Below are 12785 nucleotides of genomic sequence, written 5' to 3' on the forward strand. Positions count from 1 at the left end.
CACCGGCGGATTTAAAGAAGGAACGACGGGACGGGCTATCCAGAACATTGTCGTTATCAGTGATATAAAACATTTTTGGTCGTTCGTCGGCAACAAAAGCATAATCAATGTCAGGGTTGACGGTGATACCCTCACTTTCCAGTACCTTCTTCGGGTTGGTGATTAGCTCTTCCTTAAACTTTGGATCTTGCCAGCACTTCAATACAATGCCAGCCATTTGGTCTTTTATCTTTTGTTTCTGAACAGCGATTGGTTCATCTTGATTAATCATATTGTGAGGCATATATAATCTCCAAACATTCCATGTGTCATTGATTTGATTTCGCCCATAAACCTACCTTGAACAGCGTCATCACCAAGATTTTGACGGACTGCCAAACTTTGATCAACCTAGCCTGCACATTTTGTCGCTAAATACAACATAAGCGCAAAATTATTTGCTTCGAAAACTACCCTTCCAAAAACCAGACCACAACTGAAAATTACCTGAAACTCCACTGACTCATTACGTGTAATAGGTTTAAAGGAATCATGGGGATTGGAGGGTTAAGCTGCACTCTAAATTAAATAAAATGCATGGAGCAATAGGAAGTCAAAGACCAGCGAAGAAATAGCTCCAGTAGTCGACTGGGTTTAACCGATAGCCCCGTCATCCTTACCCTTTCCGACGTTGGCCTAACCATCGCCAATGCTAACCCAAAGGGGCTCTTCGTGTAGACTGATCAATTGCCAGAGATATGATTCTATGTATGCGTAGAGAGTTAAAAGTGAACGGTCTAACAATGATGACAACAGGAAGCATGATGAAATAATACTGTCCGCTACTCACGACTATTTATTTTAATTCGTCTGAATTAGTATCTTTAAAGTATTAGAAAAATATTGAAAATTTCGAAGCACCAAAGTATGCATAATATATTTTCATTTTGAACATTTGCGTAGTTAAGCGGTGTGTTGAACTCACACCCGAAGTTACATCAACAATTATTGTTGTGGTTAAGTTGGGGGAAGTATGTGATTCATTATAGCAATTACTAAAGTTCGAGCATCTGTAGAAAAGCCAAGCCTCTTTATATGTGGAAATAGAGAATTGGCAGAGGAGTTGGCTGCTAACTACTCTAAGATCAAAGATCGGTGGGCCAGAATTATACGATCCTCCATAGCCGCCAACCTTGTTCCTCTAGAGCTTCTCAACACATGAGAAACGTAAATTATAAGTATTCTGATTATTGAACTGCGCTAACTCAAGGCAGTTATTCAACGGAGGTGGGGCATGTCGCTGTCGCTAAAGAACGTGTTACTATTTTATTAGCGGAGTTGGCGATTGGCGTTTAAGTGATGGGGATAGATACATTATTTTATGAGACATTGAGGGGCTTCCCCGTTCTCTTAATCAAAACAAAGATCGCTATTCCAGTCAGAAACTGGGAAAAAGCGTAAACCGCGAGCATTGCTTTTTTCTATTTTTTGTTTGATCTTTTCATGAATCAAAATAACCGGGCTGTGTTCTTTTAGCCGGAAGACCAAGCGCTGTTCTTCTTCAATATCGTTTAGTAGTTCTTCGTTTAGAGCTAGGCTGTCTATGCCAAAAATATCACCGTCAGGTTCGTCATCGTCTAGTAGGTCTAATTCTGAGTTTTCTTTGTCCAGACACGGAAGCTCAAGCCAAATATGCCAGAAAACGTAGTCCTTTGCTTCCATGTCTGCTTGTTCTGGGTGGTGCACTTTGGCTTTGAAAAACTGGCTGCCATGAAGTGGACTCTGTTGCAGTGTGGCCGCTAGAGACGGTGAGATAACTGGGTCGGGGCAGGTGTGAAAATCCATCCAGTTGATGTTGTTGGGGAGGGGCTCTCCGACACGAAACTTCAGAGGCTCTTCTGCGTCTACCGCTTGTCCGAGGCCTAGGTGACCGCTGCTTTGATCCCAAGAAAATAAGGCCTGAATATTGTCGTTTTCTCTTTCAACTACGTAATATTGTTCTTGTGGCATGTTAAATCTCAGTCGAAAGCAATATCGCTATACCATTCGTTTACAGGATAGAAGCGTATTCCAGTGGTGCCCAGCTCTTCTATTTTATTTTTAATTAGCTGGTGAATGAGGATGACAGAGCTTTGCTCTTTTAGGGTAAAAATAAGCCTCTTGTTTTCGTCGACTTCGGCAAGGGTTTCTTCATTGAGAATGAGCTTTTCAAACTCAAAGATTTTTCCGTTTTTATAGCGATTAAGCTCAGACTCCTGTTCATTTACGCAGCCGATCTGATTCCAGACATGCATATATACGTAGTTTTTGCTCTCAAGCTTTTCTCTGGGGTCGCGAACTATTGCAGGAACTAGCTCGATTCCATATATCTCCATTGCTAAGAGCAGCTCACCCAAGCGCGTTGACAAAACTGGCTCCGGGAGTTCGTGAAAATCTACCCATTCCGGAGAGCTTGGAATGGGGGTACCAAGCTTGAGTTTTAGTTGAGTTGGATCGTTTACAGCTGCACCCAATCCATATTTCCCTGAAGCTTGATCCCATTCAAATACTGAGTGGTTATCATTGTTTTCTCGCTCAATAACGTAATAAAGGCCATTCATCATTTTTTTGGCTTATAAAGCTTTGGTTCTTTAGCTGCGTGAAATACAAGATTGAAGGTTTTAGTCTCGTTGCCGGTTAAAGTCGCTCTGTGATAAGACTTGTCTGCTAAGTGGGGTTGCTCAGTCATTACACCTTAGTCAAATACAATATCGCTGTACCACTCTTCCAGAGAATAGAAGCTAAGCCCTGTGGGACTAATGCTTTCCACAGCTTCTTTAACGGATTGATGTACCAAGAGTACTGATGTCTTTTCGGCGAGATAGAACATCAGTCTCTTTTCAAGCGCAATGTCCTCGAGCTTATCTTCAGCTAACACTAGTTTTTCAAATTCAAAGATATGACCTGTTTTGGATAAAGTCATATCAGATTGATCTTTGTCCAGGCAGGCTAGTTCGTTCCAAACGTGTAGAAAAATGTAGTCTTTAACTTCTGCATCTGGGTTTCTTGGGTCGCTAACTGTAGCGGGAACAAGCTGAATGCCGTAAATATTTAAAGGCTCTAAAACAGCGGCTAACTTCTGAGATATAACCGGCGAGGGCGCGCTATGCCAGTCTGCCCAGCTGAGGTCGTCAGGAATGGGCTCGCCTAGCTTAAGTTGAATAGGGATTATAGGCGTTACCTCTTTACCAAGTTCGTACGCCCCTCTTTTTTGTGCCCATGAGAATAGCGGGTAATTGTCATTATTCTCACGTTCTATTACGTAATACTGTTCGTTATTCATTTTAGCTTCCGATACTTAAGCTCTTGCTTTTTTTACCAATAATTTTCTTGGTTTTTGCATGCTTGAGGTTGTGCTTTCTGTCATCAGGACATTTATTTGACGGTTTATTCGTTAGACTGGTTACTCCAGAGCAGCCGTTACCGTTGTCTTTGTAGTCTTTACCGTCGCCGGTAATTGTCCATCTAAATTTGTCAATTTTACCTACAACCTGTTCTGAATATGCATCTAGCTCATCAACAATTCCTTGGCTATTGCTACAGAAGTCTCCCTTGCGAGCTTTTTTCATAAACTCATCAATGTCCTTTTTAATCTTATCGGGATAGGAGAGGCCTGACGCTTTACCTTTGTCGTGATTCCCTCTATGAAGAGGTGCATGAAGCTGACAGGCAAGAGCCATTGAGTTTGGCAGCATAACGCCATTGTTTTTGTGATTAATATCGTAACCAAAACGCGAGGCAATGCTTGGCCAGTCGTCATCAGACATCGCCTCAGAGCAGATAAGATGGTGAGCTTGCAGTGAACGCGGTCCGCTGTACCAGGGGTGGTCCGAAATCTTCTTGATAATATTTTTGCGAAGTTTAGGGCCTGAGCCAACCGAATTGCCGAAGGATTCCGCGAAGGCATGGCTTTCTTCCCCGCAGTATTCACACTTAGTGCCCTCGGCCGTGCTCTCAAGGTCCATCAGTATCACTGGCGGGCTCGGCGCCTGCATCACCGGCCCCGGCGGTGTGTTTTTGCTATTCGATACAAACAAATCCATATTGCGCACTACGTTTTTGCCGTCCATTTTGACGTTAAACGAGTACATAATTGGCTCGGCCATGGCTTTGCTTTGGCCGGAGATTATGCCGCCTAGTTTGCCGGGTTGGTCGCCGGTGGATTTTTTGAAATTAGATGAAGACAGGCAGGCCGGGGCGCCGCCGACTTTGACGGATTTTGTGCCTTTGTCGAGGTCGGAGCTTTGCGCAATATTGGGGTAGGGGATAGGCACCACGGCGTTGCCGACCTGGGTTTTACATACGTCGGGGCCACACATTACCGTGCCCTTACTTTTTTTGGTGACGATGCTTTGCCCGTTTGCGCCGACTTTGTTCGCCATAGGTGAGTCCTTTCGCTGCTCGAAGTTTGTGCACTGCTACGAATGGCGCACGATAGCAAATTCTAAGGCCCCAGCCCAGCCTCTGCGCTTGCGCCAGAGCACAAAAAAGGGCGCCTTTGGCGCCCTGTCTACAGTCTTGGGTGGTATTTCCGGCTTAGGCCAGTTTGTCCGAGGCGACGTGGTAGTTCGGGTCTTCGAGGCGATTGACTTCGCACAGATCCTTGGCTTTGTCGAGCAGCTCGACACACTCCGGGCTTAAGTGGCGGATGTGCAGGGTCTTGCCGAGTGCGCGGTAGCGTTCGGCGAGGCCGTCCAGGGCTTCGATGCCGCTGTGATCGCTAACGCGAGAGCGCTGGAATTCCAAAATCACATCGCCCGGGTCGTCTTCGGGTGTAAACAGTTCTTTAAAGTTGGCGACTGAGCCAAAAAACAGCGGGCCGCGAATGGCGTAAATTTTACTGCCTTTGTCGTCGGTGCTGATATCGGCGGCGATGTGCTGGGCGTGTTTCCAGGCAAAGACCAGGGCCGAGACGATTACGCCGATAATCACGGCAATGGCGAGGTCGGCAACAACGGTAATGGCCGAAACCAGAATAAGAATAAAAGCGTCGCTGGCGGGGATTTTGCGAATAATACGCAGGCTCGACCATTCAAAGGTGCCGAGCACCACCATAAACATCACACCGACAAGCGCTGCGAGCGGGATCTTTTCAATCAGCGAGGCGCCAAAGAGAATAAAGCCGAGCAGTACCAGCGCAGCGGTGATGCCACTTAAGCGCCCGCGGCCGCCGCTGTTAATGTTGATCATGCTCTGGCCTATCATCGCACAGCCACCCATGCCGCCAAAAAAGCCGTTGGTGGTGTTGGCAACACCCTGGCCTATGCACTCGCGGTTACCGCGGCCGCGGGTGCCGGTGATTTCGTCGATCAGGGTCAGGGTCAGCAGGCTTTCGATCAAGCCAACCGCGGCAATAATCACTGCCGTTGGCAGGATGATTTTAAGTGTTTCAAGCGTAAACGGGATGCTTGGAATGGCGAAGCTTGGCAGTTCGCCTTTTAAGGTGGCCGTTGCCGCTTGCTCTGCCGGCAGCATGTCTTTTACAAAATCAATAACGGTGCGCGCTTCCAGGCCGAGTAGCGGCACAGCCAGGCTGACGCCAACAATGGCCACCAGCGAAGATGGCACCGCCGTGGTTAACTTTGGCAGGAAGTGAATAATCAGCATGGTAACGGCGATTAAAATACCCATGGTGTAAAGCAGCTCGCCCTGCATCCACACGTGTTCACCGACATCGTTTTTAACAAGAAACTGCCCCATCTGGGCGAGGAAAATCACGATTGCCAGGCCGTTGACAAAACCGAGCATGACCGGGTGCGGCACCATGCGAATGTATTTGCCGAGCCTTAATATGCCGGCGACGATTTGCAAGAGGCCGGCGAGTATTACTGCGGCAAACAGGTACTGTACACCGTGGGCTGCAACCAAGGACACCATAACCACAGCGGTGGCACCGGTGGCCCCGGAAATCATGCCGGGGCGGCCGCCGACAATCGAGGTAATCAGGCCCATCATAAAGGCCGCGTAGAGGCCAACCATGGGTTCGAGGCCGGCAACAAAGGCAAAGGCCACCGCTTCGGGCACCAGTGCAAGTGCAACGGTGGTGCCGGAGAGCACGTCGTTTTTAATATTCGACGGTGTTTTATAAATTAGATTAAACATGCTTTATTCACGATGTTAGAGGGTGGAAGGCCGTGGCGGAAACGCCTGAGGCAAGGCCCTAACCGAGGGGCGCGCATGGTAGCAAATGCGCGGCTTTCGGTATAGTTTCAGTACAGTTTGTAGGCAGCTTAAGTAGGCAGCTTAAGTAGGCAGTCTAGCCCAGCTCTGTGACGAGTGAAGGGCAGCCCAGCGATTGAGCGAGCTTGTTAGTAGTGCGGTGGGCGCTCATTGGCGCCAGCATCAGCCAAAGCGCCTTGCTGACTGTCTTTAAGTTGCTTGTGCAGGTGCTGCACCTGCAATTGCAAACGAGCAATCTCGTTGTCTTGCTCAACCAGGCGCTTATTTAAGGCTTGCAGCCAGTCTTCCTGGTGGGCCAGGCGGCTTTGCAGCTCGGCAACTTGTTCACTGAGATCGCTCATTGGCGTTGGGCCTCTGGGGGTTAGGGCTGCAGGTTGTGCAAAAACAGGCTTGCACTTATTCGTAGGTGCAAAGGTAGGCTGTCTGCTGTTTTACTTTTAATTGGAATTTTTCGTTGGCGGCGACTTGAAAGCTCTCGCCAGCTGCAAAAGTTTGCCAGCTGTCAGTGCCGGGCAATTTTACCGTCAGGGCGCCGGCAACAACGGTCATTACTTCGTTTTGGCTGGTGCCGAATTCGTAGTCGCCAATGTCCATTACACCGACGGTTGAAGGCAAAGTTTCACCTTGAAAGGCAATAGATTTTACTTTGCCATCGAAATACTCGTTGGATTTTAGCATGGGGCAGGCTCTCAATTAACTAAGGACAAAATCAAAGGGCGCGGAGTATAACACGTCGCAAGCGCTGCCCAGAACATAGCGCCGCTTACGGCTGGAGCATTGAACAATGCATAGCCCAGCGCTTAGACTGGCCGGCTTTAAGCTGCGGTGCCAAGCAGTGCTTCGCTCTTATTGTTACTTCTTACTTCCTCTTAACGGCACGTGGTGCCAGCAAAGGCCAATAAATGAAAATTGAACAGAATTCCGTTGTCAGCATGCATTACAGCTTAAAAGATGAGCGCGGTGAGCTTGTTGACAGTTCAGAAGGGCAAGAGCCTCTGCGTTTTCTTGCCGGTGCAAACAATATTGTTCCCGGGCTTGAAAATGCACTATATGGCCTCGAGGCCGGCGATAAAAAAGATGTTGTGGTTGAGCCCGACGAGGGTTATGGCGCTTACGACGAAGCACTGGTTCAGAAGCTGCCGCGAGAGATGTTTGGCGGCATTGATGACATTGAAGTGGGCATGAGCTTTCAGGCCCCAGCCGAAAACGGCGCTGTACATTTTGTTGAAGTGACCAAGGTTGAAGACGACGGCATTACGGTCGATGGCAATCACCTGCTGGCCGGTAAGACCTTGTATTTCTCTGTGTCTATTGAAGAGGTGCGCGAGGCCAGCGAGAGTGAAATCGCCCACGGTCACGTGCATTAAGGCCTTAGCCTAATTTAGCGCTTACTATTGGCGGGGGCTGTGGCGCTTGTGAGTAGTAAGCCGTCCCGACAACTTGAGGCCGGCCTTAGAACGGATCTCAGCTACAGGGTTTGCGAACACACTTTGCTGCGCCTTTTGCTTGGCGCATTTTATGTCACCGCGTCACAAATCAGACTGTTTGTTGAACCGGCCTGTCATTTATACTGTGATACTTAATTCACACATGAACAAATATCTGACATTTTTGTTGTGAATTTTTCTAGCCAAAGGCTTAGTGTTCAGACCTAAGTCTGGTTTGTTTTTGCCTTTGGCTACATTCTTCTTCTTATACCGTTTGTCTTTTCTTAGAACTCTTTTCGTATTTGCTGTTTGTTTTGTGCTCTGATTGTTCTTTTCTTGTTCTTAATTTGGCTTTTTGTAAAAAAAGTTTAATGAATGCGTTGGTTTTTGCGTCACTGGTGTATGTATAATCAACGCTATCAATTCGAACAGTTGTTTTCCTTCGTGCCATTCGATGGCGGGGTCGCGCGCAAAGCAAAGGGGGGGCCCGAAACTGCTGTTCTCATGCTGCCAGTAAAAGCTGCGGACCTAGCTTAGTAGCGACTTCTTTAATTCAGATTTTCACCTGTGCCTCAAAGGGCCTGGGGGATCCGTTGCGACCGTGTGTTTGAGAGGCTGGGCGTGCGTGTAATTTGCGCTTTTAAGTGGCTGCTTAGGGCTGTACTTGGGGGCCTGATATTGATCGGGGCCGGGCTTGCCTTTGCCAATACCAGTACTTCGCAAAGCTTTAGGTTGACGGGGATTACCCTAAGTACGAGTTTTGAATCGATCGGTGAGCACCTCGATCACAAAGAGCTCAATAAAGTGGTGCGCAGTGAGCGTTTTAAGCTGGGCAACAAAGTTCGTTTTTCCGACCTTAAACGCTTCTCTGAAAATGTCACAAACTATATGCAAGATCGCGGCTACGCCTTTCACTACGCGTATTTCCCCGAGCAGGACATTGGCGATGGCATCGTCAATGTATCGATTCGCTCGGTATCGCTCGGCGAAGTCCATATTGAAAACCACTCGCGCATCGATGATCAGCTATTTGTTGCCCAGTTTGCCGGGTTAGTTGAGCAACCTGTTTATCAGCCCGATATTGACGAAGTTATTTTGCGCATAAGCTCGCACGAAGAAATTCGTGCTTATGCCTATTATCGCCAGGGTAAAAAGCCTGGCACGGTAAATTTGCATGTCAATATTGAAGAGGTCAGTCGCGCCTCGCTGGCGGTTACCGCTGATAACTATGGTTCGGCCGAAACCGGTGCCTACCGTTTGCAATTGCAGTCTCAGCTGCTAAGCCCGCTAAAGCGTTTTGATCGTTTGGCCGTTGGCATGATGGCGGCGCCGAATTCCGGTGATACAACAACCTTCGGTTACCTTAATTACAGCTTGCCAATTAATGGCCTTGATAATCGCCTGGGTTTTAATTTGAGCAACAATATTTTTTCGGTTGGCCAGGATTTTTCCGAGCTTGAATTAAGCGGCGATGCCCTGGTGATGCACCTTGATTACGAACACAGTTATGGTCGCAGCCTGCGCGGCGACAAACGTTTTGTGTTGCGCTACGAAAAAAAAGCAACAGACTTTGATAGCCGCTTTGACGATCCCGCTGCTAAAAATGCCGTTGAGCCCGATGAGGCAACCTCGAGTTTTGTTGCCGACTGGAAGTGGCGCCACCGTTTAAGCACCAGTTATTACCACTATACCAACCTGGCATTTGTTTACGGCAATTACTCTAAGACCGATACAAACAAGCCGAACAATGTTGATGGCGATACGGTCGATGCGGCGTATCAACTTATTCGCGCGAGTTATTTTAGTTCGTACACGCCGGCGCGCGGCAAGCTTTCACAGTGGGGCTCGCGTATTAACGCTTCTGTGCGCGCGCAATTTGCGCCAAATGGCTCGAGCTCTTTTGATCAAATTGCGCTTGGTGGCGCCTACGCCGTGCGCTCGGTAAAACCGGGCTCTTTTTCCGCCGACCGGGGCATGGTGTTGAGTGTTGAATGGCACCTGCCTGCGCTGCTTGAATCAAGAGCTGAACTTTTCTCCGAACTCAGCCCGTATCTATACAGCGATTTTAGTTTCGGTGATCAGTTAAATGAAGATGGCAGTGTATTTGATTCGGCAACGTTTTGGGGCCTGGGTGTCGGTGCCATTAAAAAAATACGCAAGAATTTCAGTTGGAAAGTTGAACTGAGTCAGACCCTGAGTGCTTCCATTGATTCCGGTCGGGAAGTAGAAAACATGACCTTTCTTAGTGCTGTGGAGTATCGCTGGCCGTGACTAAGCTAAAACAACCTGCTCTTGTTTTTAAAGCCAAAGCACTCGCTTTGTGTATTGCCTATGCCAGCCTGGTCGAGGCCAAACCCGAAAACCCCCGTGTTGTTGAGGGGCAGGCGACGTTTAGTGAAAATGGCGGAAACTTTACTGTCGAGCAGCAAAGTCAGGCGGTGCTGATTGACTATCGAGATTTTAGCATTGGTGCGAATGAGCAAGTTCAGTTTGTCCAGCCTTCTAGCTCATCGGTTGCCGTCAATCGTGTAACCGGGGCAAACCCAAGTGAGATATTGGGCAGTTTAAAAGCCAACGGCCAGGTGTTTTTAATTAACCCCAATGGGGTTATTTTTTCACCCGGTGCCCATGTCGATGTTGGTGCTTTGGCGGTGTCGACCTTGCCGCTTGAAAAACTAAGCAGTGATGCTGTGCATTTAGGGCAGGCGGGCAGCGCAGATGCAGCGGCGATTGAAAACTTTGCGACGATTTCAGCTGATAGTCGGGTTGCGTTTATTTCGCCGAATTTATCTAATCACGGCCAGATAAGCGCCGGCGACACGGTTGAGTTTATAGCAACGGATAAAGCCATTGTTCATTTTGGCGGTGCGCTGACTGGTGTTGAAAGCGATGTTTCTCGTTTGCCAGTTAGTATTGAAAACAGCGGCACTATCAATGCCCAGCATATTGTGCTGGATGCAAAAACGGCGAGCAATGTGCAGCGTTCAGTCATCAATAACAGTGGCGCTATTGAGGCCGAGGGTATCGCCATGGTTGGCGGTTCGCTGCGCCTGGTTGGCGGTGATGTATTAAATTCGGGCACCCTGGCGAGTGATGCCAGTGCCCAGGGCCATGCTGCGGGCAGCGTCGATATTGATGCTCAGCGTTTTGTCAGCTCCGGGGCGATGCATGCTCGCGCTGTTGGCAGCGGCGACGGCGGTTCTATTTTGGTAAATACCGAGGAGCTATTGCTTTTAAGTGCTGGCGCCGAGGTTGATGTCAGCGCCACCGGCGACGGGCACGGCGGCTCGGCTTTGTTTGTCTCTGAAGTTAATGCCGCTTTTGCCGAAAAAGCGACAATCTCGGCGCGCGGGGGGTCGGACTCTGGCGATGGCGGTGAGGTTGAGTTTTCCGGCAAGTCTTATGTCGATGCGCTGGGCCAAGTTGATACACGGGCAATGAATAGCAGTGGTAAGACGGGTTCGTATTTAATTGACCCAACCGACATCGTGATCAGCGATGAGCCGAGCAGTGGCGGCAACTTTGAGGGTACAAATTTTAACTGGCGCCCGAGCGGTGATGTGTCAGTTATTAACGTTCAGACGATTGAAAATAATTTGCGTACCAGTGATGTACGCATCGACACTAATTCAGGCTTTGCAGGCAACGGCGATATTACTGTCGATGCCGCGATAGACCTCAATGGCAGCGGTAACAATGCGCTGACTTTAAGTGCAACACGCGATTTAAATTTTAGTGAAAACGGCGCGCTGGTGGATTCAGACCCGTCGACACTGGAAATGGGCGGCAGCATTAATTTAAACGCTGGGCGAGACATTCGTTTGCACGAGCGTTCAACAATTAATGTCGGTGCGTCGACACTGGCGTTGATTGCCAATCGCAATGTCATTATTCCTGGCGCTGCGTTAATGAATGTTGGCCAGCTGTTGATTCAGTCGGCGTCTTTTTACAGCCCCACAGGTGATACGGTTTTAATTCAGTCGTCACTGGACAACGCCTGGATTCAATATCGGGTTCACAGCCCAACTCAAGATGTTTCGCTTAATTTAAGTAGCAAGTTTACCTCGGCGCAATTTGTTCACGGCTCGAATACTGCGCTCAGTATTGCAACTGGGGCAGATTCTTTCCGCTTTGACACGCTTGAGCTTGGCGGCGGGGATTTGCGCCTGATGCCGGCGGGGGATTTGCAGCTGCCGAATATTAGTTCGGTGAATAATTTCTCACTTATTGGTACCGGCCGGACAGTATTGCCGAGCTCACTTTCGGCGGCGGGCGATTTAACCATAGAAATGGGCCGCCTTGCCGATGGTGACGGCGGTAGTTTGCAGCTGGCGGCTCGCCACGCCAATATCGAGCTTTTTAACCCGGATGGCGACCTGCTTATCGACAGCGACTTCGACAGCTTGCAATTAAAGCTCGGGGGTGAAGCCAGCGCCAGTATTAATAATCGTTCAGCGCTTACGCTGCAAGATAAACTAACTCAAGACCGCGCGATTGATATTGCCCAGGGAAATTTTGAGTTGCAGGTGGATGGCTCGCTCGATGTTGTCAACGATATTGTTGTTCGCGATGCTCAAGCCGACGGTGTGCGTGAAGCGCTTATTGATATTGTTGTCAATGAAGGCGATATTGAGCTTTCGAACCCGGATGGTGAGCTGCTGATATTTAGCGATGGTGTTGATCAGGGCGCAGGTGGCGGTATCGGAGCTGCAGCTGATAGCCAGCTTGCGCTGAGTATTCGCCACAGCGATGGCAGCAGTGATCAAAGCGATATTATTATCGGCAATGACACGCATTCGAGCTTTATTCACGCTCGTGGCGGCGATATCGAAATTATTAGTAATGGGGAAATTCAGGCCGGTGACTTAACGCAAATAAGTGCCTATAACTCTGCCCCGGGGGCAACAGGCGGCACGGTTGTTAACGATAGTGCAAGCCGGGCGCAACATTCGGCAGAAAGTGCTCGCAGTGTAACCTTAAAACAGGCCCTGCCTTATATTGTGGTGCCGACGCCAAGCCCATCGCCGACCCCGACGCCAAGCCCATCGCCGACCCCGACGCCAAGTCCATCGCCGACCCCGACGCCAAGTCCATCGCCGACGCCGGTGCCAAGTCCATCGCCGACGCCGGTGCCAAGTCCATCGCCGACGCCGGTGCCAA

General features: G+C 49.0%; 11 protein-coding genes. 3 read left to right on the forward strand and 8 right to left on the reverse strand.

Features of this window, described 5'->3' with window-relative positions; genetic code table 11:
* From CFK45_RS18000 to ppnP, 8 genes are all read right to left on the reverse strand, one after another.
* Positions 1–283, reverse strand: a 283-nt coding sequence (locus CFK45_RS18000) for a hypothetical protein (RefSeq protein ID WP_143247648.1), incomplete at its 3' end; no start/stop codon positions are given.
* 1106 nt (positions 284–1389) lie between these two features.
* Positions 1390–1989, reverse strand: coding sequence for an imm11 family protein (locus CFK45_RS18005; RefSeq protein WP_096087842.1), 600 nt, complete (start codon positions 1987–1989; stop codon positions 1390–1392).
* 8 nt (positions 1990–1997) lie between these two features.
* Complete coding sequence (locus CFK45_RS18010) at positions 1998–2582, reverse strand: imm11 family protein (protein WP_096087843.1); 585 nt, start codon at positions 2580–2582, stop codon at positions 1998–2000.
* Between the two features lie 131 nt (positions 2583–2713).
* Positions 2714–3301: an imm11 family protein gene (locus tag CFK45_RS18015; protein ID WP_096087844.1), complete on the reverse strand. Its 588-nt coding sequence runs from the start codon at positions 3299–3301 to the stop codon at positions 2714–2716.
* Position 3302: 1 nt separating this feature from the next.
* Positions 3303–4400 (reverse strand): PAAR-like domain-containing protein, encoded by a 1098-nt coding sequence (locus CFK45_RS18020; protein ID WP_096087845.1) that lies wholly within the window; start codon positions 4398–4400, stop codon positions 3303–3305.
* A 154-nt stretch (positions 4401–4554) separates the two neighbouring features.
* Positions 4555–6120 carry a SulP family inorganic anion transporter gene (locus CFK45_RS18025; RefSeq protein ID WP_096087846.1) on the reverse strand — a complete coding sequence of 522 codons (1566 nt, stop codon included), beginning with the start codon at positions 6118–6120 and terminating at the stop codon, positions 4555–4557.
* A gap of 206 nt (positions 6121–6326) precedes the next feature.
* Entirely contained in the window at positions 6327–6539 is a 213-nt protein-coding gene (locus tag CFK45_RS18030) for a SlyX family protein (RefSeq protein WP_096087847.1), read from the reverse strand.
* Positions 6540–6594: 55 nt separating this feature from the next.
* Positions 6595–6876, reverse strand: coding sequence for a pyrimidine/purine nucleoside phosphorylase (ppnP, locus tag CFK45_RS18035; RefSeq protein ID WP_096087848.1), 282 nt, complete (start codon positions 6874–6876; stop codon positions 6595–6597).
* Between the two features lie 224 nt (positions 6877–7100).
* On the opposite strand from ppnP, the gene CFK45_RS18040 reads away from it, so the two are divergent.
* From CFK45_RS18040 to CFK45_RS18050, 3 genes are all read left to right on the forward strand, one after another.
* Complete coding sequence (locus tag CFK45_RS18040; protein ID WP_096087849.1) at positions 7101–7565, forward strand: FKBP-type peptidyl-prolyl cis-trans isomerase; 465 nt, start codon at positions 7101–7103, stop codon at positions 7563–7565.
* Between the two features lie 681 nt (positions 7566–8246).
* Positions 8247–9896, forward strand: coding sequence for a ShlB/FhaC/HecB family hemolysin secretion/activation protein (locus CFK45_RS18045; protein WP_158224761.1), 1650 nt, complete (start codon positions 8247–8249; stop codon positions 9894–9896).
* Positions 9893–12785: two-partner secretion domain-containing protein (locus tag CFK45_RS18050; RefSeq protein ID WP_143247649.1), on the forward strand; the 2893-nt coding region annotated here is incomplete at its 3' end. The genes CFK45_RS18045 and CFK45_RS18050, both read left to right, overlap by 4 nt.

The organism is Agaribacterium haliotis (assembly GCF_002312815.1).
Classification (GTDB): Bacteria; Pseudomonadota; Gammaproteobacteria; order Pseudomonadales; family Cellvibrionaceae; genus Agaribacterium; species Agaribacterium haliotis.